The 25,791-nt window shown below is 31.1% G+C and carries 27 protein-coding genes; 5 read left to right on the forward strand and 22 right to left on the reverse strand.

Annotated elements, in window-relative coordinates:
- Window positions 1-6: 6 nt before the first annotated feature.
- The 8 genes from J2Z43_RS04005 to J2Z43_RS04040 all read right to left on the reverse strand — a co-directional run bounded on the left by J2Z43_RS04005 (window position 7) and on the right by J2Z43_RS04040 (window position 6,691).
- Window positions 7-654 (reverse strand): LysM peptidoglycan-binding domain-containing protein, encoded by a 648-nt coding sequence (locus tag J2Z43_RS04005; RefSeq protein ID WP_209455953.1) that lies wholly within the window; start codon window positions 652-654, stop codon window positions 7-9.
- Window positions 654-3,116, reverse strand: a complete 2,463-nt coding sequence (locus tag J2Z43_RS04010) for a hypothetical protein (protein ID WP_209455954.1) — start codon at window positions 3,114-3,116, stop codon at window positions 654-656. The genes J2Z43_RS04005 and J2Z43_RS04010 overlap by 1 nt, the downstream gene beginning before the upstream one ends.
- Before the next feature lie 193 nt (window positions 3,117-3,309).
- On the reverse strand, window positions 3,310-3,750 hold the full coding sequence (locus J2Z43_RS04015; RefSeq protein ID WP_234925961.1) for a phage tail assembly chaperone: 441 nt from the start codon (window positions 3,748-3,750) through the stop codon (window positions 3,310-3,312).
- Between the two features lie 19 nt (window positions 3,751-3,769).
- Window positions 3,770-4,207 (reverse strand): phage tail tube protein, encoded by a 438-nt coding sequence (locus J2Z43_RS04020; RefSeq protein WP_209455955.1) that lies wholly within the window; start codon window positions 4,205-4,207, stop codon window positions 3,770-3,772.
- 13 nt (window positions 4,208-4,220) lie between these two features.
- A complete protein-coding gene (locus J2Z43_RS04025; RefSeq protein WP_209455956.1) occupies window positions 4,221-5,300 on the reverse strand; it encodes a phage tail sheath subtilisin-like domain-containing protein in 1,080 nt (359 codons plus the stop codon).
- 9 nt (window positions 5,301-5,309) lie between these two features.
- Entirely contained in the window at window positions 5,310-5,768 is a 459-nt protein-coding gene (locus J2Z43_RS04030; protein WP_209455957.1) for a phage tail terminator family protein, read from the reverse strand.
- A gap of 4 nt (window positions 5,769-5,772) precedes the next feature.
- Window positions 5,773-6,021: a hypothetical protein gene (locus J2Z43_RS04035; RefSeq protein WP_209455958.1), complete on the reverse strand. Its 249-nt coding sequence runs from the start codon at window positions 6,019-6,021 to the stop codon at window positions 5,773-5,775.
- 217 nt (window positions 6,022-6,238) lie between these two features.
- Window positions 6,239-6,691 carry a hypothetical protein gene (locus J2Z43_RS04040; RefSeq protein WP_209455959.1) on the reverse strand — a complete coding sequence of 151 codons (453 nt, stop codon included), beginning with the start codon at window positions 6,689-6,691 and terminating at the stop codon, window positions 6,239-6,241.
- 292 nt (window positions 6,692-6,983) lie between these two features.
- On the opposite strand from J2Z43_RS04040, the gene J2Z43_RS04045 reads away from it, so the two are divergent.
- Window positions 6,984-7,403 carry a hypothetical protein gene (locus tag J2Z43_RS04045; protein ID WP_209455960.1) on the forward strand — a complete coding sequence of 140 codons (420 nt, stop codon included), beginning with the start codon at window positions 6,984-6,986 and terminating at the stop codon, window positions 7,401-7,403.
- A 107-nt stretch (window positions 7,404-7,510) separates the two neighbouring features.
- Window positions 7,511-8,266, forward strand: a complete 756-nt coding sequence (locus J2Z43_RS04050; RefSeq protein WP_209455961.1) for a peptidylprolyl isomerase — start codon at window positions 7,511-7,513, stop codon at window positions 8,264-8,266.
- Between the two features lie 242 nt (window positions 8,267-8,508).
- Here the strand turns inward: J2Z43_RS04050 and cspC are convergent, their stop codons facing one another.
- From cspC to J2Z43_RS04075, 5 genes are all read right to left on the reverse strand, one after another.
- Entirely contained in the window at window positions 8,509-10,185 is a 1,677-nt protein-coding gene (gene cspC, locus J2Z43_RS04055) for a bile acid germinant receptor pseudoprotease CspC (RefSeq protein ID WP_209455962.1), read from the reverse strand.
- Window positions 10,186-10,194: 9 nt separating this feature from the next.
- Window positions 10,195-11,880 (reverse strand): S8 family peptidase, encoded by a 1,686-nt coding sequence (locus J2Z43_RS04060; protein WP_209455963.1) that lies wholly within the window; start codon window positions 11,878-11,880, stop codon window positions 10,195-10,197.
- Between the two features lie 344 nt (window positions 11,881-12,224).
- Complete coding sequence (locus tag J2Z43_RS04065; protein WP_027701738.1) at window positions 12,225-12,653, reverse strand: CBS domain-containing protein; 429 nt, start codon at window positions 12,651-12,653, stop codon at window positions 12,225-12,227.
- Between the two features lie 265 nt (window positions 12,654-12,918).
- Window positions 12,919-13,119 (reverse strand): cold-shock protein, encoded by a 201-nt coding sequence (locus tag J2Z43_RS04070; RefSeq protein WP_024620614.1) that lies wholly within the window; start codon window positions 13,117-13,119, stop codon window positions 12,919-12,921.
- A 132-nt stretch (window positions 13,120-13,251) separates the two neighbouring features.
- On the reverse strand, window positions 13,252-14,478 hold the full coding sequence (locus J2Z43_RS04075; RefSeq protein ID WP_209455964.1) for an amidase domain-containing protein: 1,227 nt from the start codon (window positions 14,476-14,478) through the stop codon (window positions 13,252-13,254).
- A gap of 219 nt (window positions 14,479-14,697) precedes the next feature.
- Between J2Z43_RS04075 and J2Z43_RS04080 the strand changes: the two genes are divergently transcribed.
- The gene (locus J2Z43_RS04080; protein ID WP_209455965.1) at window positions 14,698-15,519 is read left to right on the forward strand and encodes a pyridoxamine kinase; all 822 of its coding nucleotides are present in this window, start codon (window positions 14,698-14,700) and stop codon (window positions 15,517-15,519) included.
- A 202-nt stretch (window positions 15,520-15,721) separates the two neighbouring features.
- On the opposite strand, the gene J2Z43_RS04085 is transcribed toward J2Z43_RS04080, so the two are convergent.
- Genes J2Z43_RS04085 through J2Z43_RS04095 form a run of 3 tightly spaced genes read right to left on the reverse strand, consistent with a single transcriptional unit; the run spans window position 15,722 to window position 17,868 of the window.
- Entirely contained in the window at window positions 15,722-16,759 is a 1,038-nt protein-coding gene (locus J2Z43_RS04085; protein ID WP_209455966.1) for a DUF4097 family beta strand repeat-containing protein, read from the reverse strand.
- Window positions 16,752-17,543 carry a DUF1700 domain-containing protein gene (locus J2Z43_RS04090; RefSeq protein ID WP_209455967.1) on the reverse strand — a complete coding sequence of 264 codons (792 nt, stop codon included), beginning with the start codon at window positions 17,541-17,543 and terminating at the stop codon, window positions 16,752-16,754. The genes J2Z43_RS04085 and J2Z43_RS04090 overlap by 8 nt, the downstream gene beginning before the upstream one ends.
- Window positions 17,536-17,868, reverse strand: a complete 333-nt coding sequence (locus tag J2Z43_RS04095) for a PadR family transcriptional regulator (protein WP_027701734.1) — start codon at window positions 17,866-17,868, stop codon at window positions 17,536-17,538. Before J2Z43_RS04095 ends, J2Z43_RS04090 begins: the two co-directional genes overlap by 8 nt.
- A 230-nt stretch (window positions 17,869-18,098) precedes the next feature.
- On the opposite strand from J2Z43_RS04095, the gene J2Z43_RS04100 reads away from it, so the two are divergent.
- The gene (locus J2Z43_RS04100; protein WP_234925962.1) at window positions 18,099-19,211 is read left to right on the forward strand and encodes an MGDG synthase family glycosyltransferase; all 1,113 of its coding nucleotides are present in this window, start codon (window positions 18,099-18,101) and stop codon (window positions 19,209-19,211) included.
- A 189-nt stretch (window positions 19,212-19,400) separates the two neighbouring features.
- Here the strand turns inward: J2Z43_RS04100 and J2Z43_RS04105 are convergent, their stop codons facing one another.
- The 3 genes from J2Z43_RS04105 to galT form a co-directional block, all read right to left on the reverse strand.
- Window positions 19,401-21,299 carry a type I glutamate--ammonia ligase gene (locus J2Z43_RS04105; protein ID WP_209455969.1) on the reverse strand — a complete coding sequence of 633 codons (1,899 nt, stop codon included), beginning with the start codon at window positions 21,297-21,299 and terminating at the stop codon, window positions 19,401-19,403.
- Between the two features lie 189 nt (window positions 21,300-21,488).
- On the reverse strand, window positions 21,489-22,241 hold the full coding sequence (locus J2Z43_RS04110) for an exodeoxyribonuclease III (protein ID WP_209455970.1): 753 nt from the start codon (window positions 22,239-22,241) through the stop codon (window positions 21,489-21,491).
- A 150-nt stretch (window positions 22,242-22,391) separates the two neighbouring features.
- Window positions 22,392-23,342, reverse strand: coding sequence for a galactose-1-phosphate uridylyltransferase (gene galT, locus J2Z43_RS04115; protein ID WP_209455971.1), 951 nt, complete (start codon window positions 23,340-23,342; stop codon window positions 22,392-22,394).
- A 286-nt stretch (window positions 23,343-23,628) separates the two neighbouring features.
- On the opposite strand from galT, the gene J2Z43_RS04120 reads away from it, so the two are divergent.
- Window positions 23,629-24,831 (forward strand): pyridoxal phosphate-dependent aminotransferase, encoded by a 1,203-nt coding sequence (locus J2Z43_RS04120; protein ID WP_209455972.1) that lies wholly within the window; start codon window positions 23,629-23,631, stop codon window positions 24,829-24,831.
- Window positions 24,832-24,964: 133 nt separating this feature from the next.
- Here the strand turns inward: J2Z43_RS04120 and J2Z43_RS15000 are convergent, their stop codons facing one another.
- From J2Z43_RS15000 to J2Z43_RS15010, 3 genes are read right to left on the reverse strand one after another with little or no spacing between them, the layout of a single operon-like run.
- A complete protein-coding gene (locus tag J2Z43_RS15000) occupies window positions 24,965-25,297 on the reverse strand; it encodes a PhzF family phenazine biosynthesis protein (RefSeq protein WP_209455973.1) in 333 nt (110 codons plus the stop codon).
- A complete protein-coding gene (locus J2Z43_RS15005; protein WP_209455974.1) occupies window positions 25,294-25,650 on the reverse strand; it encodes a PhzF family phenazine biosynthesis protein in 357 nt (118 codons plus the stop codon). The genes J2Z43_RS15000 and J2Z43_RS15005 overlap by 4 nt, the downstream gene beginning before the upstream one ends.
- A complete protein-coding gene (locus tag J2Z43_RS15010; protein WP_209455975.1) occupies window positions 25,601-25,732 on the reverse strand; it encodes a PhzF family phenazine biosynthesis protein in 132 nt (43 codons plus the stop codon). The genes J2Z43_RS15005 and J2Z43_RS15010 overlap by 50 nt, the downstream gene beginning before the upstream one ends.
- Between the last annotated feature and the right edge of the window lie 59 nt (window positions 25,733-25,791).

A 25,791-nucleotide genomic window follows, 5' to 3' on the forward strand; every position in this document is an offset into this window, starting at 1 on the left:
TTCACCTTAAGGTATAATCAAAATATCACCGTCATAGATAACATTCGGATTTTTGATTTTATCATGGTTAGCTTCAAATATTTTCATATACAAACTTCCATCCCCATAATATTTTCTTGCAAGTGAGTACAAACAGTCATTTGAGGTTACTTTGTGGGTTCTCTGTTTATTTTCTGTCTTATTAGCAGTATCATTTTTATCTGGCCTAGTCGTCTCTTGTTTATTAGTTTCATTTGGTTTATCTTCAATTTTATTTATTTTAAATCTCTTGTACTCTTTTAATTGTAGAGTAAAGTAAACATCCCTAGTTCCGTCTTTTTCTCCATATTTAAAACTTTCGATAATTACTTCTAAGTTGATGTTCGTCTCAGTTATTGTAAACCTGAGTATAAAACCTTCCTTCATCCATCGTTCCAATTTATTTACACAATCGTACGGTTTAGGAAAGTCATTGTAATCACAGAAAGAATACTGTTTATTCGGAAACATGGTATTTATTTCAATAGATCTAAGTGATGTACCACCAAAAATATTCATTTCACCGAGCTTTACAATATTTGTATTATCGAGCACTGCCTTTCCATCTAGATTAAATGACGGAGGGAACACTGGAAATCTGAATTTATCATCTGCTTGGCTAAGCCACATTTCCATTAAAAAGCACCTCCATACGCAATTCTATTATCATTAAGTTTTTGCACTAATTTTGATGTTATTTTATCTATATCTGCTTCTTCACGAATTACAATTGTATCTGCGAGTTTTCCAATATTCATGTTTGAACCATTTTTACTTCTATATTTGTTGGCCTCTTGTTTAGTAAGCACCATCTCACCTTCGTGAAGACGAGTCATATAATCATTATATGGAACATAACTTAAACCAAACGCATTTCCAGTACCAGCTGCTCTTTTTGCTGTACCGCCAGCAGCCTTTCCTGCACTTGCACCAAAGAATTCTCCAATTTTACTAAATATAGTTGTTACTGTTCCCACTACAGGATTTTCTGCGAATTTCGCCTTCAATTTTTTCCAGTTATCACCTAAAGAAACTATATGACCAGCTACGCCGCCTACAAGATCCAGTATTTTTCCTAATATTGGAGAAATAAGATCCCAAGCTGTTTGTAAAATTGGACCAACAACTCCCCATACAGCCGCCCATATAGTTGCTAGAGCAGAAATTATATTATTTATTGATTGACTGTGCTCTGCAATAAAAGTTAATATACTTTGAATAATCGGTGCAACTGCTTCAATTACAGGTCCCATCATCTCAAATGCTGTAGTTATAACTGTTCCAAGTATGCTCATTAATCCAGATGCAACACCAGAATTATTGTTTATATCATCTAAAAACCAAGTTACAAGATCAAATACAGGTTGGAAAACTGCAAGAATCGCTTCAAAGTCAATACTTTCAGTAAGCATACTCATAACATTGGAAATTGCCTCTGGTATACTTCCAATTATAGTTGCTATTTGGTTTATCATAGGATTACCTTCAGTAAGTTCCCCACCACTCATAACGGTTGCTATTCTTTCAGAGAAATCTTTAAGTCCAGGACCAACTGTATTAATCATAGACATAACTTTATCCATCATTCCAACTATAACACCTTCAAATGGCGCTACTGCGTCTATCATACCAGTAAGCATACTGTGCTTCAACATTGAGAATTTTCCGGGTATCGTCTTTTCGTACTCGTCTAAAATCCCACCTTGTTTTTCTTGAATTCCCTTCATCGCATCCTCAAAGCTAGAATAGTCCTCACCTAACATATTATTTAAACTGCTTAAATCTCCGGATTTTGCACTACTAAAAGCCTCTGCAATTTCAAATGATGTCCTTGTGCTACCAGTAAATGCTTTTACACTAGCCATATTTCTAGTTGCGAGTTTTGCTTTTTCAGTATTTCCACCTGATATCATCAAACCTCTAGTTCCAAGCAATCCTGCATCACTTCTGTTTAACAAAGCAGATGCCCCTATTTTTTGTATATCTCTATCATATGCTTTGGCTTTTTCTTTAGATTGAACTTTTCCTGTTCCAGAATTTGTTATTACTCTACTCATAGTAACATTTCTAAGCTGGTCCTCTCCTAGACCTTGAACCCCTGCTTTTATACCTACAGTTACTCCCTTTGCTAGCTTCCCAAGTTTACCAGCTATTCCACCTATAATTTTAGTGACCATATCTGTTGCTCTAAGTGTTATGTTCCAAACCTTACCAGTTAACTTTTTAATGCCATTAAACGCTAATTTAGAGACTCCAGAAACCAAATCTACAGCCCTGATTGTAGTGTTCCAAGCTTTTCCTCCAATGTTTCTAAGTCCACCTAAAGCACGATTAGCAACTCCTGTAACCATATCTTTAGCAGAAATTACTGCGGACCATTTTCCAGACTTAAGATTTTGTAACTTGCCTATTAAACTCTGTACACCTTGAGCTGCCTTGCTACCTTTAATTGCTTTAACTTCTATATTAGCTTTAGCCATATTTTGTAATGAAATTAAGCCTATCATAATACTTCCAACTGTTTTTCTTACATTTTCTTTTGCATTTATATTTACCTTAAACTGATTAGCTTTATTAGTTATTGACCTAAGTAAAGACATACTAGCTTTTAATGCTGTCGCTTTAGCTGTAAGTCCATTTACAGATTTTGAAGTTGAAATCATGGATGAATTCATATTCGTTCCCATTGATCCCATACTAGCAGATACAAAACTTATGCTACTTGCAAGCCTTTTAAAGCTCGTACTAACCATATTTGCAACAATACTAGCTCCAACAATAATTCCAGAAAATGTACTTGCATTTGCAATTACATTACTAAAGCTACCTGCAACAGTATCAACGCTATTAGACAACCCAACTACATTTAAGCTAGCTGATTTTGCCGCAGATCCTATATTCGAAAAAGCTACCTGTGATACTTTAGAATTTGATTCCATTTTTTTGGACATATCTTTTGTATACGTTGCTACCTTTTCTGTGGTTCTTGTGAATCTCTCAGTTATTTGAATTATACTTTGCATTTTTGAAGTGTAATTATCAATAAGTTCAACTCTTGTTGTTATAACACTTTCATTTACTACTTCATCTATTATCACTATTCACCACCTCCTATAAATGGACAAAAGCCGTAGCCGCTTTTCATCTTTTCTATCTCTTCCTCTAACTCCATAGTAAAAAATGCTTCTATTAGCTTAAACTCGCCCTTATCCATCGTATAGAAAAAGGACGGCATAATACCCTTTTTCTTCCAATAATAGTACATTATTGAGGTTTTATTATCCGTCCTTATTAGTTTTTTACTTCTTCTACTACAGTGCCTTTACCATATCCCATAGCATCTTGTATAACTTTGTACAGATTACTTTGCTCTCCAGGTAAAAGCACTTTTCTTATAAGCTCTTTTGGAGTCGGTGATCCAAATTTATCCATAAGTTCTTTATTTTTAAATAGAGGTTTTCCTTCTAAATCGCAAACACCTTCAATAAGTGTAAGTACCTGCATTTCAGATATATCAATATCAGTCTTCATTCCTTCATCAAAGCTTATACACATATCTGATATCTCAGCGTCTTTTGCTGGAGAAAGTGCTATACACTTAACTTTAAATTCCGAACCAAAAATTTCTGATAATCTTTTTATCTCTACTATCTTACTTGGTCTTTCCAGTTCATTCAAATCTGCGTTTAAAAGTAAATCCACTATATTTTGTTTTTTTGATAATGTACTCATATATATTCTCCTTCTATGCCTATACTAAATCTATAAAATCGTAATCAGTAAATGTAAATGGAGCTTCTACCTCTCCTTTTACACCAACTTCCCAATCTGCAAGAGTTAAATCGTCAAAACTTATATTTTTTACTGCAATTCTCTCAGATCCAAAAGCATCTGGATCGTTTAATTTACTTATCGCTGTGAATCTTGGGTCTTCACCTACTTTAAGCTTTTCTCCAATAAGTTTAGCCATTCTTGAACTAACTTTGTAAAGCGTTATGGATCCTTTACCTTTGTATCCCATATACTTAGTATCAGTACCCATTTGACCTGCTATAACTACCTCTTCTTTTGTTAACTCTAGTTTTGCTTGGAATTTTTTAACCTCAGCTACTTTATCTCCATCTAACCAAAGTTCACCGCTTGTACCACTCATTACATTTCTAGCTTCTATTCTTCCTCTTGAACTCATTAATAAGCACCCCCTATATTTCTATCGCTAATTCTACGTCTTCCATTGCATCAAGTGATTTTACCTTGGCTTTTAGGAATACATTAGAACCAGTGTTAGCTTCTTTTATTTCTTGATCTGACATATTAGATATATCTATTTCTTTCGATTTTAAGTATGTTTTATGAACATCCATATCTATATCTACTACTGAAGAAGGCATTATAAGTTGCTCTTTTTCTAATTCTTCTAGATATTCTTTGATTGCTACTACAAGCAAACATTTATTGTCGTAATTGTTAGTGACTCTTCCTATATATTCATCTATAATTACCTTTTTAATATCATTATGTATTAAATCTAATGTATCTACTATCTTTATCTTTTGGAATATTTCTCCCTTATCAGGAGTAGAGGTTTTTCTTGAGTTAACTCCCCTTGCTATTCTTATAGCTCCGGCTTCTTTTATAAGTATTAATTCTCCTGAGTCTATTTTCGCCTCTGCTTCTTGTCTAGTCATCTTCGGTATATCGTCAACATCTTCAAGCTTTGCATAAGTAATTGATTGAGATAGAGGAGTTCCAGCTATAAGACCTGCTATCCTAGCAGTAAATTCTCCCGTAGTAAAACTTTCGCTTTCTTGCTTTATATCATCAGTCGTGAAGTTAATTACACCTTCATAGTCAGCATCTACATTTGCTAAAATCGCCTTTACTTTAACTCTATCTTCATCTCTAAGTTTCTGTACCCATGTTTTTATTATTGCTTTTTCTTCATCAGTTGCTGTAGGCATACAAATGTAATTAAATTCCTTTGTCTCTAAGAAATCTAACGCAGATCGAATCTCACTACTTTCATTTAATACCTCTCCCACTTCGCTTAATACATATATTATTACTTTATTTGGTGAGTTAATATTTCCTATAAGTGCTAAATCAACAAGTTTTTTATTATCTTCTGACAAACCTGATGGTATATCATCTAATTCATGTATTTCTTTAAACCCTAAAGCATCTTTATCTCTAAGTACTAATGACACTATCCCCCTAGCAGAACGTTCTTTAGCAGTTAAAGCCAACTCTTTAAAAGATATATTAATATTTGGTAAACCCATAATTTTACGTCACTCTCCTAACTTTAATTTTATATTTTGCATAACTTCATTATTCTCTTCATCTTGGTAGATATCACCATAGAAATCTATAAAGGTAGAATAATCTAGTACATATCCATCTTTTACTTCTTCTTGCTTCTTTATTTCTGTGCTTGACTTTGTAAACTCTAAAGTTCTATCTTCAACCTTTAGACTTCTATTAAATAGTCTTTCAAGTTTGTCCAATATCTCATATATATAAATTTTTTCTTTATTAAATTTCTGAAAATATTTAATTGATATGGAAATACTTTTGAGATTTGATCTGAATGTTGAAGCAGTAGTACTCGTTGTAGATATCTGTACTGAAAAATGATCTTCAGGCAAGCCTTGGTCTTGTTCATTGTCACCATTGATACAGACCTTATCGATAAAATTTTCTGATATTATTTCTACATACTTGTTTAAGATCATCTGGTTTGTAAGCAATCGATCACCTCTTAACTCTAAAAGGACATAAATATAACTCTTTAGCTGGATTTTTATATGAAAATATGTCCTCGCTTAAATTTATAAATTTGTATTTTTCTAGTTCTTGTTCAAGTTTAAATACTTGATCTTTTAAAACACGATTTTCAGCTTCTACTCTAGAATTCTTGTTAGCCTCTCTCTTTACTCTCTTTTTTATTATTTCATCTAACTCGCCTTGAGTAAAAACCTTTATATTCTTTTGTTTTTTCATGTATTCCTCCAAGTTTTTAGTCTCTGTAGACTTTTTCCATGAACATTTTTATGCCATAACAAGTTTGGGCAATTTTATAATACCTAATTGTTTACAATAAGTACTTTTTAGTAAATTTATATAAATTTCTATATTAACAGTATATCAAGTAGAAATAGTAAAATTTCTCTTATTTGTAGTAAAAGTGTTTCATAAATGCCTCACCGTAATACAATCTTTAAATCTCATAATCTGGGTATATCATCTTTGCGAATTTATCTACGACTTTATCTCTGACCCTATAGCATTGACTTCTGTCAATAAACATCCTTTGAGAAATAGATACAAAGCTAGGTTTCCTTTCTGGAAGATAAAAGTATTCAAAAAACTCATTTTCCTGTTTATCAAGTGTTTCTAAAGCATTTGATATCTTTTTACGTTCTATTTCTTTTTTTCTCATTGTGTATTCTAAATGCTCTATTTTTCTTTCTTTAGCTATAACTTCATTTTCGATGCTAGAAGATTTAGCTAAAGAATTATTAACTTTCTCTTCGTATACAATTGACTTACATCCTCTGTATTCGTTCTTTACATCTTCAATTTCCAACTCTAAAGCTTTAATTTCATTATCGATATTTTTATAACTGAACAGTTTACCTTCAATACTTTTAAATAATTCTTTTCTATCCATATAGAACCTCCTACTATTATAAACTAGAACATCTGTTCGTATTTTGTTATCTATAGTTTACATTACGAGCATAAATGAGTCAACTAAAAAATTGATTTGCTAGAATTTTTTCTAATAATTAGGTTATATTTTTAAATATCATACTAAATAAAATACTCCAGTAACAAATTTTAGTGAATTTAAGAGAATCTTGTAAACTTATTTTTTATCGATATCTTAAATACTTTGTTATAATGATATTAATTACATAAAATAAATTATTATTATAATACTGCATAGAAAGGGAATTACAATGAAAGATACAAAATATATCGATAACTATTTCAAAATATTATCCCTAGTGTTTTGGCCGATAATCTGGTACAAATGGATAGTTATCTCAAATGAGATTATTGAAATATCGTTAGTTACAATCTACTCTATTCTTTGTATTGTATATACAGTTTACTATGTATATTTAAAAACTAAGTGTAATTATGAAATTGATAAAATAGAAGTTTACTATAACTTTAGCACTATACTCGCATTTATAAGCACCTTATACAGTTTTTTAATATTTCCAAAAAACTTAACTTTTCTATACATAAAAATAGCTCTAATTGGTGCTTACTTCTATTTTTCAGTATTAAAAGCAATTAGATACAAAAGAGAAGAAGGAATTGTAGGGATAATGGCATCGCTACTTCTTGCTGTGATTACAGTATTTTATTAAAAATCAAATTAATTACTGGATTTTTATGTTAGACATAAGGAGACTTTTCTGATATCATTTTAATTAGTGGTTTGACACAATACAAGAATAAAAAGGAGTAAATAATTATGGAAATAAAAGTACTTGCAACAGTTGGAGAAAAAGAAATTACTAATTTAGATATCGACAGTGCGCTTAGAACAATGGATCAATACCAAGCGATGCATTTTGGGACTGATGAAGGTAAAAAACAATTACTAGATGACTTAATAAACCAAGAACTATTCTATTTAGAATCAGTAGAAGATGGATTAGATAAAGAAGAAGCTTTCTTAGTTGAACTTGAAAAAGTTAAAGCTAACTTATTAAAGCAAGTTGCAATAAGCAAAGTATTGTCAGGAGTAAGCTTAACTCAAGAAGAGAAATTAGCTTTCTTTGAAGAAAATAAAGCTTCTTTTGTAAAACCTGAAAACGCTTCAGCTAAACATATATTAGTAGAATCAGAAGATCAAGCTAAAGAAATACTTTCTCAAATAAAAGCTGGAGATGTATCTTTTGAAGATGCTGCTAAACAACACTCTACTTGTCCTTCTAACGAAGCTGGTGGGGATTTAGGAACTTTCTCTAGAGGTCAAATGGTTCCAGAATTTGAAGAAGTTGTATTCAGCATGAATAAAGGTGAAGTAAGCGAACCTGTTAAAACTCAATTTGGATACCACTTAATAAAATTAGATGATGTTCAAGCTGGTGGAGAATCAACTTTTGAAGAAGTTGAAGGAGAAATAGAAAAGAACTTAATGTACCAAAAACAAAACCAAGTTTACGGTGAAAAAATAGCTTCTTTAAATGCTAAATACGGTAATCTTGTAAGCCACAAAGAATAATACGTTAATATAAAAAGAAAAAGGTGATAGCAATGTGTTATACTTCTTGCTATCTTATAACTAACTATAGAATATATTTTAAATAGATTCAACCTATTGAAAATATTATATTTAAAATTGCCAACTCTAACATATCGAACTATAGAATGCTATAATGTGTATTCTAAATTCTGTGTTTTTAGGTGGCAAAATGACGGCAAATATAAAAGAGATCCTAATAATAGGATCTCTTTTATATTGCTTTATAAAGTATCAGATATTATTTGTATGGTTCTTCTAAAGTCGACTAATCCATATCCTCGAGAATCGTTAGGATATTCGTATAATTCATTTCTTGTTGCTCCTATCATTAAATATGTTTTTAAAACATGGGTATATAATAATAATTTTGGATATCTACTTTGTTTACTTAAAAACTCCATAATTAGTGCTAACATGCCAGATGTAACAGAACTGCTAATACCAGTTCCTGTACCTGATCTATAGCTATCATTACCGTGAGTTGATATAATATTTACACCAGGAGCTACAAAATCAGGTTTCACAGAAACTCCTTTTGTTGGGCCCTTTGATGAACCAACATATATGCTATCATATTTATTGTCATAAGAACCAACAGTAATTATATTTTCGCCAGTTCCAAGAAAGGTTATAGTTGAAAAAGAACTGGTATCTATAAACCCATCATTAGCGCCTAAAAGATTTTTGTTTGGTAAATAAACATGATATTCTCCATTTAGGAATACATCAGATCTAACTCTAAGGGTCCACGCTCCAGGTTTCATATTTCTAAGGTTTATCTCCAGAAATTCAGATCCTGTAGATAACCGAGGATAAAAGTATCTAATCCTGTATGTTGTATTTTCTAAATTGAATTTTCCTATGTATTCATAGTAATCCGGAGCATAAATTGCTGTATAACTCTCTTCTCCTGACGGCGAAATTATAGTTGCATTTATTCTATCTAAGTCACTCCCTTCGAGATAAATATCTAAATTTTGACCATCCCCGAATTCAATAATAATATCATTTACATCCATCTGATTTCTAAATTTACCAGCATAATGTATATAAGTATTCCTTTGATTTCCTGCACCGCTTACCACAACAATCCCTGGATAATCTAATTCAGTAAATGTGTTTAAGGCTGTTATAAATCCCAATGAAGATCTCTGCCCAACAGTTAAATTTATTATAAGAGACTTTTCTTCCCTAAGTGCAACGTTTATAACATATGAAAACGCAGCCAAAAAATCAGATGTTGTATAATTACGCTTTTCAACATAATATCGTCCTGGATATGATCTTAATTTTACAACAATTAAATCAGATCCTTCTGAAATTCCTTTGTAGTTAGAGTTTACCCTTCCGCTACCTACTGTAATACCAGCAGCCATTGTACCCGTTCCTACATCATCTCTACTTAGACTACCGTCATTTCTTGCTATAGCAGCATTTAATTCTTCTCTTGAAAATTCGCTTCCAAACAAATATCCTTCCGGCGGAGGATTTATGCTGCCTTCTTGATCCCATAACCTTATTATTTTACTTGATCCATCATCTCTAGTTAAATCAGGATGTAAATAATTGACTCCTGAATCTATTATTGCAATAAGGACTCCTCTTCCTGTAATATCATTATAAATATTATTATAAAGATAATTCGCTCCGGAAACACTTCTTGCTCCATCTCCAACTTCAACATAGTCTGTTAAATCTATCAAAGAGCTCATTGGATCAGATTCATTGAACCAAGAGATTTCATATATACTTCTTAATATATTTGAATTGAAATCTAATGGCGTGTATAGGACAGCAAGCCTTTCATTTAATATAATAAAGTTATTTAAACCTCTCTCCCTAAGAGCGGATGCTAAGTCTAAACCTTCTTGGTACACTATATAAAATGATTTTTCCATATTTACCTCCTATCTAAAAAAATCAAACATTCTTCTTACGTTTAAAACTCCGTATCCATAACTATAATTCGGATAAACTATATTTAAAGAACGATCAGCACCCAATTTTATAAATGTCTTGAAATTAGATAGGTACCCTTGATTATAGTAATTTCCATCCACAAGTGTATACTGAAAAAACAATGCTGCCGCCCCTGAAACATGTGCTGCTGATGCTCCTGTCCCTGTTATAGTCCCATAAGTATTTCCAGGTAAAGGAGCGATAATATTTACTCCTGGAGCAATGATATCTGGCTTTGCCCAATTTTGGATAGTTGGACCTCTTGAAGAACTATTCCATAGACTTCTGTTTAATGAATTATATGCACCTACGGTTATAATTTCTTCTCTAATCGCAGGATAATTTATGGTATAAGATGGAACAGAATTTCTAAATCTTGTTCCACTATTTATAAATATTCTATTTGGCAAATATATATTATATCTTCCATTAATTATATTAATTCCAGTAAGTCTTATCGTCCAAATACCACGTACTACATTTCGTAAATATATTTGTATAAATTGTTGACCTGACACGGTTGTAGGGTATCTCGAGGTTATTGTATAATAAGTACCCTCTAAATCAAGTAGTCCTCTTACTTCAAGGTAATTATAATAAGCACTTACCCCCCTAGTAATTTCACCTGATGGTGAAACTACTTCTAGTTCTATTAAATCTGGCCTTTGCACCCACACGTCTATAGTTAGATCCTCTTCATCTTCATTAAGCTCAATCTCGACACTGGCTGTATCTCCATTAAATTGTAGTCTCCCAGTAGTATGTGTTTGTGTATCTCCCTCATCTCCAGCCCCAGCAACCTCACAATAACCTCTTTCATAGTATCTTGTTGTATTTATGTTTGTAAGCCCTATAAGATTATTACTTCCATAAGATATATTTATAACTATAGGCCTTCTTAATTGTCTAGACTTTCTATATGCATACTCTGTTGATGCAAACAACATCGCATTGTTATAGAATCCTTCTAACGTAGCAAGTTTTACAATAATCAAATCGGCTTCATATGCAACTCCTGCATATTCTGGATTTACGTTTCCCATACCAGCGCATATACCGCTAATCATCGTTCCTCTTCCTATTTCATCTTGAGATAAACTTGAATCATTATTCTGTATAGCTCTATTAATGTCTTCCCTTGTATACTCTGTTCCAAAATAAAATCCTTCTGGAGGTATACCATCTTTTGTCTGATCCCATAAATAGAGTATTTTTGACGTCCCATCTGGATATATAAAGTCCGGATGTAAATAATCTATACCACTATCTGCAACTGCTATTATTACTCCTCTACCAGTTATAGATATATTGGGGTTATTTTTAAAGTAATTAACTCCTATCTCTTCAGTTGCTACAATTCCATTTTCAACCCCTAGACTAACTTTGGATAGTGGTGCCATCCTTACAGTTCTCTCAATACTAATCACTGATCGCAATGCTAATATATTTTCTAACCCTTGTGAATAAGTTTCTTCACTTAAACGCAGCACTCCAAGATCATCAGTTAATCTCATGAAATCGTACTGGAAACCAGCTGATTCAAACTCATTAAAAAAATTAGGTGTAAATGTTACATTTATATCATAAATAACATTATTATTTCCATCTAATCTATAATCATTACTATTAGTCATTAATAACCACTCCTCATTTTATTGTAGTTATTTAATATCTAGTCTATTAAACCCCTTATTATTATATTTTCTGTTTATCTTATGTATTCTCAAATTGAATAAAAAGATAGATATATCAAGTCTCTTTAAAGTCATTACCAACAAACTTAGTTACATTGTCCGGAAATTCAGCAGGATAGCAATGTGCTATCACCTTTCTTTTTATATTTCGCTATGATTAATAATAGCGTTGATTAAAAAGCTTATAGCAAAAAAATAGGAACATCATTATAGTTCACATCTTTAATGATGTACTCATATAATAATATTCCTATTTTTTACTTTTTAATTCAATTTTATATTAACTATCTATCTAGTACAATTTCTTCTTCAAGGCTCATTCTCTCAAAACAGTAACCTATTATATCTCTTCTTTTGATAATCCCAATAAATATATTTTGATCATCGATTACAGGTACAAAATTCTGATTTAGAGATTTTATTACTAAATCCTCTATCTTAGCATTTATCGCTACTGGTGCATTATCTTTTTTTCTTTTAATTTCAGTAACAGGCATTTTTTCTAATTCTTTCAGATTTAGAGTATCTCTGTTTTTTAATGACCATAAGAAGTCTCCTTCTGTAATAGCTCCTATATACTCACCATCTCTATTAATTATCGGAATTGAAGAATATCTATAGTGCTCCATCGTCTCTATAGCTTGTTTTATAGTGTAGTCTTCATATATGTATGCAACCTCACTCTTTGGAGTAAGAAAAAACAATATATTCATTACACTATACACCCCCAAACTTATTAAAATACTTAAATTTATTATTTTAAATCTAAGTTTCTTACCACTCCACTTAATTTTAACACATTTAAAGGTTAATTAACGCTTTTATTGTTATTTTTATATGAATTATTTTTTGGTAATTGATTTATTGATTTTGATTGATTTGTTTATATTAAATTTATTTTTTTAAAAAATAGAAAAAACCGCTAAAAAGCGGTTAATCTCTCATATTACTAGAATACTAATATATATGAATTTTTAATTATAATCTAACAACATTAGCAGCTTGAGGTCCTTTAGCACCATCAACTACTTCGAATTCTACGCTTTGTCCTTCTTCTAATGACTTGTATCCGTCACCTTGTATTGCTGAGAAGTGTACGAATACATCGTCTTCACCTTCTACAGATATGAATCCAAAACCTTTTTCATTGTTAAACCATTTAACTACACCAGTTTTCATTAATAAATCCTCCTAAAAACAAACAAATTTAGCTACTTTATCTGTAACCTTAGTTCTACTTTATCACATTGACTTACCTTTGTCAATTAATATTAAACTATACATTGTTAAATTCTTTATTTTTTTAATAATTTAATAATTTACTTTAATAATATGAAATTTAATGTCTTTATCGCTCCATCCTAAGTCCCACGGAACTAAAAGTCTATCTGTATTGTGACAAGTCACCAAAGGATATCCCTTTGAGTCAAGACCAGTAACAGTCGATACATGTGTTATCCTACCACCTTTTTCATATCCCACGATATCGCCAGGTCTTAAAAAGTATGCTTCTTTGTAGACTTCTTCAAAAGTTCCCTTTGTTAAAAGCGATCCTCTTCCACTATAAAGCAAATAATTTTTGAACGCCTGTGCATTTACCCATGCTTTTGTGCCTGCACCTTCACTGTAATTCCAAGTCGCATTTTTTTCAAAACGTCCACTTTCAAACATTATCTGTGAGGCATAATTTGCACAGTCCCCACCTTCAGGGTTATAGTTTCTATAGTTTTCATTGAACTTAAGTCCATCTTCTTCATCAGCTGCTGATCCAGCATATTTGTGAGCATAAGAAACACCTTTTTTCTGCTCGGGAGTTAGGTTTAGTTCTACCTCTTTCTTAGAGTCTATAAAATTTCTAATGTCATCAGACTTTATATTCTCTAAATTTAAAGAATCCGCAAAAGGGTCCGTATACCACTCTTTAGTAATAATATATTTATTTTTTACTTTCTTTACATGTAGATAGTGTTCTGTCCCAATTCTAAACGTATTCACTTTATTTTTTTGATTTGTATATGTGTATTTATACTCTGTTGATACAGAGCAAATTACGCCGTAAAGATTCTTCTCTCTTTCCCTAACTTTTCTAACATTTACTTTAGTCTTTATATTCTTAAATTTAACACCTTGTTTACTAGACCAGTTTTCTAGATACTTCATTTTTTTGATTTCATGCTCATATGCCCAAAGTCCGAATTTTTTATCTGTATCAAATATACCTTTTAGTATATTTTCATTCTTATTCAAAATAGCCGTATTTCTAAAATCAAATAAATCTTCGAGTATAATTTTATATTCTTCTCTTTCTTCTCTAGCTTTTCTCTCTTCTTTAGTTTCCTTTTCTAGTTTGTTTTTATTATCTTCCTTTACCTCTTTTCCTTTATCATCCTTTGTATCGATAAGTTTACTTGATTCTAAACTTTCCTCTGATAAATCAGTATTTCTTAATGTATAAAATCCTGCTCCAAAGAAAACAACTAAAAGTACAAGTCCAACTACTCCTTTGATGTACTTATTTTTTAAATTAAGCTTTTTCAAAACTACACCTCCAAACAGTACATCTTTTCTTAATTTTGACGTTCATATATTCTATTATGTCCAGATTTAACAATAAATTGTATCAAAACACTATATTTTTTAGATAATTTTAATTAATAAACTACTTTTTTTATGCTATTAGTAGTAATATAGTTATATTAGTATTTGTGCATAAAATTTTAGGCACACTGATCAATTTATAGCAATGGAGGGAATATTATGCAAAAAAAGGTTGCTGCTATACACGATATTTCGGGTGTAGGGAAATGTTCATTGACAGTAGCTTTACCTGTTCTTTCAGCACTAAAGGTACAATGTTGTCCTTTTCCAACAGCAGTATTATCTAACCAAGTAGGTTATCCAGAGTACTCTTTTTTAGATTTAACTGATGAGATGCCAAAATATACAAAAGTTTGGGATAAATTAGGATTTGAGTTCAACTCTATATACACTGGATTTTTAGGTTCAAAACAGCAGGTCGATATTGTTTCAGATTTTATAGAAAATCATCCGGATTCTTTTGTAGTTGTAGATCCAGTTATGGGAGATAATGGAGAAATGTATTCTTGTTTTAATGAAGATATGAGAATTGAGCTAAGAAAATTAGTCTGTCATTCACATTTAACAACTCCAAATTTAACAGAAGCGTGTTATTTAGCTAGTGAGGATTATTCAAAACTAGATTATACAGATGAGGAAATTATGAAAATTGCCCACGAAGTATCAGATCTAGGTCCAGAAAAGGTAGTTATTACCGGAATTGTTAGAAATGGAAATGTTCTTAATTTTGCCTACGAGAGAAGCACTGATAAGACGTTTTTTACAACTTCTAAGTACAATAATAAGTCTTACAGTGGAACTGGCGATATATTTGCATCTATCTTATGCGGTATGTTAACTAATGATTTCGATTTTGAATTAGCAGTAAACACTGCAAATGAGTTTATATATAAAACTATTACATATACTTCTAAATTTGACACTGACAGAAATGAAGGGGTCATGTTTGAGAATTTCTTAGGTGATCTCGCATTTTTGTAGGTTCCTAAAAAACTAAATGGGATGTAATTAAAGCTGTATTCAATCACTTTAATTACATCCCATTTTTTACTTTTTTTATTTAATATTATTATTAATCTTCGTATTCACTCTTAATACTCTTAGAGCTAAACTTAATGCTTTCATCCATAGTGCATTTCTGCTCTGATGTTGTATCAATCCCCTTTTTATAAAGTATACAATTTTAGTTTTTATTTAGATAACCTACATTTGCTTTTACATTATATTGAGTCTCTAAATTTTCTAAAGCTTTGTCTACTATTCCGTTTATATCTATTTTTTCTTCTTTTATTTCATTTCCATCTTCATCATATTCAAGACCATCAAAGTTAATATCATTTCTTTGCTCTGAGTGGACATTGTAATTAAACTTATATTTATTAGTAGGAAGTGTTAAAGTTAATTGTGAATTTGGCGCTTCAATATTTAAATTTTTAGCTACTGGTACTTGTGAATCAATGCTAACTTCCCCTCTACCATCTTCACCAACATCTTGCTCTAATATAGTTATATTCTCTGGCAATTTAGATTCTACATCCTCTATTATCATTTCATCATCATTTGAGTAAATTCCAACTGAATTAGATGTAAGCGTTATGTCCTTTATTCCAATTATACTTTTTACAGGCATTGATATTTCGCTATAAGACTTTATATTTAAAGTTTTTAAATTCTGAATTTCTTTAGGTAGCGAATCTCCTATGAAGCTACTGTCAGAAGTTAATTTAAATTCATTTAAAAATATATCATCTTTTATATTTAAATCGCCACTACCTATAGCTAGATTTAAGTCTACTTTATTTGGCAAATAAATTATTATAGAGATATCCTCATAAACAAATATTTCATCTATGAAAGTTCTTACCATTGAGTCTATATCCGTTATTTCTTTACCGTAAATTCTATTCTTATCTTCTTCTACGATCAAAGTCTTATCTTTGTTTGAAATACTGTAATTTAAATTATTAGTAACACCTCTTTTAGTAACTAGTACGCTATCTTTATTGTGGTGTTTTATAGTTATATTTGTTGAGTATGAGTTAATTGCCAACTTATCTATATCCACTTTTTCCTCAAAAATATTATACTCTTGGCTCGCTTGATACTCTTTTTCAGCTTTAAAATCAGATATACTTGGAGTAGCATATAGAAAAGACCAAGCAGTTCCAATTATACCTACAACTAACATAACTATTGCCACTATCGATATTTTTTTATTCACGCTCTCCATCTCCTTTGCTTAAATCAACAGACTTGTATCTAATATCTTTTTTCTTTGAAGCTCTTATATATATTCCTCTTGTCTTAATCCAATGGACATATTTTCTAACTAGCCCTTTGCAAAATGTCACTACAAGTATCACGATTTGCCATGCCAATATTTGAAAACCTACAAAGGCTATATATCCAAATACAAATACCAGCCATGTATCTGGGATTATGCCGATAAACTTAAATACGAATGGAATCATAATAATAGATGTAATTGCAGATGCAACTAATCCAGCTAATGTTGAAAGTATAAATAATATTAAACTACCAAAAGGAAGTAACATAAACATGGTAAGTATTATTAAAGCACTAAAAACTAAAGCTCTGCTTATACCTCCAGAATTTCTTTTTCTTTCTTTTTCAATATTTAAAGTCAACAGTTCTGTGAACCATTTTTGTGATTTTTTAAAAAATTCACTTATCTTTATACCAATTTGTTTTATACCTCTACCAGTCTTATGCTTAGCATCGTTAATCTTGCTATTTAATACTCTTTTGTTTACTATCTGATCATTATCTTCTGAAATCTTATCTCCTTTAATCTGAGATACAAATTCCTCGGAAATGGTCTTTGGGGATCCAAGTTGAGATATTATCTCCATATCGCTTTTTCCTTCTATTATTCCGTCTACAAAATATTCTTCATAATCCCTTATTATATCGTTTACTTCATCATCAGAAAAATCTTTCTTTAAATAATCTCGTAAAATTTCTAGAAATTCTTGTTTACTCAAAGCCACTACCTCCTCCATCATTGCTAATAAGCACATCAACTGCTTTTATAAATGCTCTCCACTCGTGTAACATTTCTTTCAAATTATTTTTTCCAATCTCTGTGATCCTGTAGTACTTTCTGGCAGGACCTTCTGAAGATTCTAAAATGTATGTATCAAAGTATGAATCTTTTGTAAGCCTTCTAAGTATCGGGTATATTGTACCTTCGTTTACATCTATGACCTTAGAGATGTTTTGCACAATTTCATATCCATACATATCTCTGTTATCAATCAACGCCAGTACGCAAATCTCAAGCACTCCCTTTTTGAATTGTGTATTCATACATTTCCTCCTTGCTATATAATTTATCATACATAGTAGTATGCAATACACAGTAGTATATTAAAAATTTTTGCACATCTAATAAGTATGCCTATTGTTTATGTATTTATAATAACACAGTACTGTGTAACACACAATAGAGATTGATATATTTTTATATAAATGTTGAATAAAAACTCTCTGAAATGTATAATTACACTAACATCTTTAATTTACGGAGGTGCCTAAAATTGAAAGATAACAACAAGACCATACTAATTCTTACTGCCCAATTTGGTGCTGGACACACGAGTGCTGCTAATGCAATTAAAGATTATTTACTTGATAAAAATCCAGATTACAATATTATCATTAGAAATTTTATAACAATCAGCATACCTCAAATGAATAAACCTATGGTCACACTTTACGAAAACAATACCAAGTATACTCCTGCTTTATACAACTCATATTACTATTTTAGGAAATCAGTTGATACAAAACACGATATATCACACAGGCTGTATGCTCCAAAGGTTTCAGAGTACATATCAAAAATTGAACCTGATATTATAGTCTCTACATTTCCAGTTGCATGTGGCTGTGTTAATGAGTTTAAGCTCAAAAATCCAGACATAGATATTCCAAGTGTAACAGTTGTAACGGATGTTGTAGACAGCAATGAATGGATCTATGAAAAAACAGATATGTACTTTGTACCCACAAATGAAATAAAGAATAGATTTGTTCACAAAGGTATATCTCCTGAATCTATAAAGGTCACTGGAGTTCCTGTAGATAAGAGATTTAGCTCAGAGGAAAAAACCGAATCACAATATAAATATAGACTTCTACTTCTCGGAGGCGGAAGGGGCCTCTTTGAATTTGATGAAGACTTTATATACTGGCTGGACAGTTTTGTCTCTAGATACAAATACCTTATGAAGGTCACAATAGTAACTGGTAAAAACCATAAATTGTACAAGACTCTTACTGAGAAATATCCTCTAAAAAATATAGAGGTACTTGGATTTGTTGAAAATATGTATGAATTGATACTTAATCATGACCTTATGTTGACTAAACCTGGAGGTGCAACTTTATTTGAAGCCATCAATTCTAAAACACCTGTTATTTTAAAGTATCCAAAGGTCGGTCAGGAAATTGAAAACGCTAAATTTATAATTGATAAGGGAATAGGTTCTGTATATAAAACGGATAAAGATCTTCAAGTACTCCTAGAAAAACTTGTAAAGGGCGAATTAGATTCTTTTATAGACTATGCTAAAGAAAACCTAGATGAGTTTATGCAGTTAATACATCCAGATAAAATTCCCGATTACTTAGAAGAATTACTAAAATAAAAAGATCGATTGTTGGCTAGAATATTATATTTAATCTAATATTTCTATACAACAATCGATCTTAATTTTATTATTAACCTATACCTAGTTAATATGGTAAAGTTAAAATTTTCAGCATATTATTTCAAGTGTTTAATTTTCACTGTATTTTTACTACACTTAAAGGATATATACTCTGAAATACATTTTCTAGAATATATTTTTCTTATAAACTAGGTAAAGCTCTTGGATTTCATCTATCTTATCTTTAAGCTCTAACTGTAAATTAGAAGCTGCTTCGTAATCCTTTTCGTTTATTGCATCTTTAATTCTAGTAAAAAGAGATTTTTTTGTTAAAGTATCCTTCATTATATCGTATTTAAGATCTGATATAGCATTCCAGTTTACTTCATCAAGAGCATCCATATTGTCATTTGTATGTCTTTTTTCTATGCCTCTGATAATCTTTACGTCGTTTCTTATTATTCTAGAAGTAAGTTGCTTTTGCCATTTATCTAATGCTCCAACTTTGAAAGAGTTTATTATTATATCTGTAAAAACTCCACCTTGCTTTAAAGATTCTAGCTTATCTTTATGCTTATCTAAATTTTTCATATTTTCAAATACAGTTCTAGGCGGAACCCCAAATCTTTTTACTCTCTCTTCTTCTGTATAGTAATTAAATATATTATTCTCATCTCTATACGCTCTATCTTTTTCTAAGTAGAAACTCTCATCTCCTACATCTTTAGATATTTCTTTTTCGAGAACTTTAGTATCTAATCCACTCTTTGCAACTGCTTTAATACCTTCAAGCATCATTTGATAGCATCCAGCTGCTACAAGGTATGTATTTGAAAGAGGACTTGGAGATCTAAGTTCAAATCTCATATTTCTAGGGCTCTTTAAATCTCTAATTACGCCTATTAATACTGATCTATTTCTAGAAGGAATCTCATATGCGTGACCTAGTGTGGCAACAGTACAAACTGGAGCTTCAAACCCCGGAACTAATCTATTGAACTCATCGCTAGTAGATGTAACTATCGGGCTTAATACCTCATAGTTTTTAAGTATTCCCATAAGTGCCCCATATCCTATTTCACTAAGGTAATCATCTTCTAGTTTTTTAGGCGCAAGTAAGTTTATACCTCTACCGTCTTTTAGGTTCGCACTTACTCCTATATGTGTATGTCCTCCGCTGCCTGCAACCTTTTCAATTGGCTTTGCTTTGAATGTAACTTCTAATCCATGTGAAGAAAATACATCGTCTATTACATTTCTAACTAAAAGTTCGTTGTCACATGCTTGCAATGGACGAGCAAACTTCCAAGAAATTTCTAATTGCTCCATAGCGTGATTTATTTTACCATCTATACTTATTGAACTTGGAATTCCTCCAACTTCTTTATGTGCCAACTCCGGCTCGATTCCTAATTTTTGAAGCTCTGAAAGAGTCTTTTCAAGACAAGTTCTAATTACTCCATGTGTTCTCTTCCAATATTGCTCTTTTAAACTTTGCGAAACATAAAGCTTTTCTAAGTTTGCCTTGTCTTCTGGAGTATTTACCCAGAACTCTAATTCTGTTGCTGTAGTAAGCGATATGTCTACAATGTCGTCTACAGAGTCTATTCCCAAATTATTAATCATATGAGGATACTCTCTAAAGATTTTTAGAAGAGATTCCTTAAAATACTCATCGGCCTTCTCAATAATTCCTCTAGAGCAAACTTTTTTATTATCATGAATTAAATATGCTGGTATTATCAACGTTCCAACTGGAAGCCCAGTATTTTCATCGATATTCTCTTTGTTGTAATCAATATACCATCTTGCTTCTGAATCAGGCATTAGATCGACTTTTGCATTGTTTAAAGTAGCTATTTCATATAGCTCAACGCTTGATCCATCAGTCTGAATAGCAGAAGATAAAAACTTTTTAATATCTTTTAAAAATAAGTTTATCGGTATTTTTACATCTGTTGCATTGCCCCCAAGATCGACACCCATAAGTGATACAAACTTAATATTTGAATTCTCACTTAATACAGTTTTAAGCTCATCGTCAGTATAGTTTTCTTTTTCAATAAAATACAGTAATTCCTTCATTCATTCTCTCTCCCATTTTTATGAATTTATTCGCTAAGCTATATATACAATATTACCTATATTAACAAACATTGAACATTTTTTTCTTGACAATATTCGTGTTTTGTTTCTTTGTTATTAATTATTATATAATAGTTCAGCCAAATTCTCAATATTTTTATTATTAAAAGAACCCTGTAAAAAATTGCATTATTTAAGAACAAGTTCTACAGGACAATGGTCTGAACCTAATACCTCTGTATGAATGCTTGCACCTTCTAGTCTATCCTCTAATTTTTTAGATACGCAGAAATAGTCAATTCTCCATCCTGCATTGTTCTTTCTAGCATTGAATCTATAAGACCACCAAGAATACGCACCTTCAAGCTCTAGATTGAAGTATCTAAAACTATCTATAAATCCTCTATCTAGTAAATTTGTAAACTTTGCTCTTTCTTCATCAGTAAATCCAGGATTTTTTCTGTTGTTTTTTGGATTTTTTAAATCTATCTCTTGATGGGCTACATTTAAATCTCCACAAACTATTACTGGTTTTATATTGTCCAATCTAATAAGGTAGTCTGTAAAGTCATCTTCCCACTTCATTCTGTAATCAAGTCTTTTTAACTCATTTTGAGAGTTTGGAGTGTAAACTGTAACCATATGAAAATCTTCAAACTCTAAAGTTATAACTCTACCCTCTTTATCATGTTCTTCAATCCCCAGTCCGTAAGAAACATTTAGAGGCTCTTGTTTAGTGAATATTGCAGTCCCTGAATATCCCTTTTTTTCAGCGTAATTCCAGTACTGATGGTAACCCTCTAACTCTAAATCTATCTGCCCTTCTTGAAGTTTACTTTCTTGTATACAAAATATATCAGCGTCTACCTCATTAAAAAAGTCTACAAACCCTTTACCGACACACGCTCTTATACCATTTACATTCCACGATATTAATTTCATTTTATCCTCCTGATTGCTTTTGTTATAACAACATTAATTATAACCAACTAGTTTATTTAATTAAGATTTTATTTATATCTTATAATTCTCATCACACAATTGTTTATTGTTTGCTTTTTCTAAAATAGATTTTAGCAATAAATTTTATCACTAAATTCTTAAAGCAAGTGTTAGTTCTTCAGCGTCTATCGATGATACATGCACATCTGCGCCCAACTCAAAACCTCCGAAATTAAACCTTCTCGGTATTATATGAATGTGTGCATTGAAGTAATCTTCTGTATCTATATTTTTAGGATGAGTATGAAAGCATAAATTAAATGGCATATATCCATTCATCTCATATATATTTCCAAATAATTTTTTAAATGTATAAGAAAGCTCTTTTATATCTCCATCAGTCAAGTTTTCAAATTTAATATTATCTTTAAATATAACTCTAACCTCTCCACTGTATTTAGTAGCATATGGAACTATTACCAAGAATGAATTTCCATTATATACAACCCTATTTTTAAACTCTGATTCCTCTTTGATGATATCGCTATAAAGAGATCTTGCATTTTCTTCATAGTATTTAAGCGCTATATTTAATTCATTTTGCACTTCTGGCGGCACTAAAGACATCGACATTATCTGAGAATGTGGATGCATAAGTGATGCTCCAGCTTTTCTCAAGAAATTTTTAAATATATTTACATACTCTACTTTTTCTTCCTGTATTAATGATTTATACCTATTTTTAAACATGATAAACATATCTTCAAATTCTTCTTCTGTCATGTTGTAAAAGCTCCCGTTATGTCTATATGTATCGACCATAACCTCATGTTTTCCAAATATCTGAGATGATGATTCATCTATTATAGGAAACTTATTGTACACCGATTTTACATACCACTCCGAATCTTTTCTTAATTCGAAAGTAGGCTCACTAGTATACTTCTCATTTCCCCTACAAAATGGGCACCATTCATTGTAAATCCCCACTTCTTCTGATTCTTCTATTTGATTAGAACTTTTGTCATGCGGTCTTTTAATTCGATCGGCTGCAAAAATTATTAAATCATCAGTAATTTTATCTCTCCTTAATTCTTTCATAAATACACCTCGCCAATAAAATTGTTTTTACATATATCTCTATTATATGTTATTTAGGATATTGATTAAATAGATTTACTTTATTTTACAATAACGACAATTCCCAATATTCTGTTATTTTCGCAACAATTTGTATAAATAATCTGAAAAATTTAAAATTATATTTTAATTTATGCTGATTTTTAAATTATTCTATGATATTATAAAGTTGTATTTAAATATTTTTATGTTCGACGCATAGAAAGACTTTATTACATTTTAATATTTTTATTGGGAGGTATTTATTATGAAATATTCTAAAAGATTAACATCTATGCAATCTTCACCAATTAGAAGACTTGCACCTTATGCTACAGCTGCTAAGAAAAGAGGAACAAAAGTTTATCACCTTAATATAGGTCAACCTGATATCAAAACTCCTCAGGGATTTTTTGATGCAGTAAAAGAATTTAAAAGCGAAGTTCTAGAGTATGCTGGTTCAGAAGGTATTCCCGAATTAATAGAAGCACTACAAAATTACTACAAGACATATAATATTGATTTTGATAAAGATGAAATACTAGTAACAAACGGAGGTAGTGAAGCATTAATGTTCACTATGATGGCTGTTTGTGATCCAGGCGATAATATCCTAGTTCCAGAACCATTCTACACTAACTACAATGGATTTGGTCAGGCAGTTAACGTAGAAATGAACCCTGTTACTACAACTGCAGAAAACGGATTCCACTTACCACCTAAAGAAGAGATAGTTTCTAAATTAAACGACAAAACTAGAGCTATATTAATATCTAATCCAGGTAATCCTACTGGAGCTATATATACAACAGATGAACTTCATATGTTGGCTGATATAGCTAAAGAAAACAATCTTTGGTTAATAGCTGATGAAGTGTATAGAGAATTCGTTTACGATGGGCTTGAGTATACAAGTTGCGGAAACTTAAAAGATATTGAAGATAGAGTTATAATAATAGATAGTGTTTCTAAGAGATACAGTGCTTGTGGAGCTAGAATTGGTTCTGTAGCATCTAAAAACAAAGGACTTATTGCTGAAATACTTAAATTATGCCAAGGAAGACTTTGTGTTCCTACACTAGATCAAGTCGGTGCTGTTGCACTTTACAAAACTCCAGCTTCATACTTCAAAGAAGTTAACGAAGAGTACAGAAAAAGAAGAGATGTTTTATACAACGAATTAATCAAAGTTGACGGAGTAATCTGCGAAAAACCAACTGGTGCATTCTACATAGTTGCAAAACTTCCAGTTGACAATGCAGAAGATTTCGCTATCTGGATGTTAAATGACTTCTGTAAAAATGATTCTACAGTAATGTTTACTCCAGCTGAAGGATTCTATGCAACTCCAGGTTTGGGAAGAAACGAAATAAGACTTGCTTACATCCTTAACCAAACAGATCTTCAAAATGCAGCTACTCTACTTAAAGAAGGTTTAGAGCAATACGTTGCATTAAAAGCTAAAGCTTAATATATAAAGATAAATTAATTAAAATAAAAAAGAGCAGCTCTCAAAACTAAAATATGTTTTAATAGCTGCTCTTTTTATTTTCATATACGCAATTTATATATGCACTAATATTGATTATGCTAATTAACTTAACTTATAAAAATAACTGACCTTTCCCCATAATCACTGAGGTACCTGCAATTGAAATACTAATAATTTCGCAATTACACTTCCCTACATTGATAGTAATCCTACTAGGTCTACAAATATCTACCCCTTGTAAGCTTACTATTCTTTCTATATTGTTTGGTTCGCTGTCTTTATAATAATACCTACTTAAATACACTCCTAGAGGACCACTTGCAGCTCCTGTTGCAGGATCTTCATTAATTCCCATGGCAGGCGCAAACATTCGGCTGTAAACATCAACAGGCAAATCACCTGTATTCGTTGTGAATGTAAATATATGTTTAAAATCCTCTGTCACTTTAAAATATTTTTCCCATATATCCTGTCTAAATTGAATTTTTTCATAGCATCGACAGAATTTAAAGGTATATATATAAATGGAACGCCTGCAGACATACTAATTATAGGTAACCTATCATCAAGATCTGTTTCTTCCACTGATAATAGTTGAGCTATGATTTTTAAGTCTTTAAACTTCTCTCCAGTAGTTGGTAATGGTTGACTCATTTCAACATTGACGATTTTAGCATTTTCTTTAACTATTTTTACTGGGATAGTTCCAACATTTTCTTCTAAATTCCATATATATTCCCCAGAATCTTCAGATTGTAATATTCCTTTTTTGCATTTGATCTGGTAGTAATTGTTCATTTTTTTGTTGATTTGTAAATACAGCTAATTGATTTCCTCCAAATTTTTCAGTTGTAAAAACATCAAGTAAATAGTATTCCATAAAAACCCCTCCATTTTGTATATATTGTATAAAAAATGCTTTTTATTACTGTGTTTTTA

The organism is Metaclostridioides mangenotii (assembly GCF_017873185.1).
Lineage (GTDB): Bacteria > Bacillota > Clostridia > Peptostreptococcales > Peptostreptococcaceae > Metaclostridioides > Metaclostridioides mangenotii.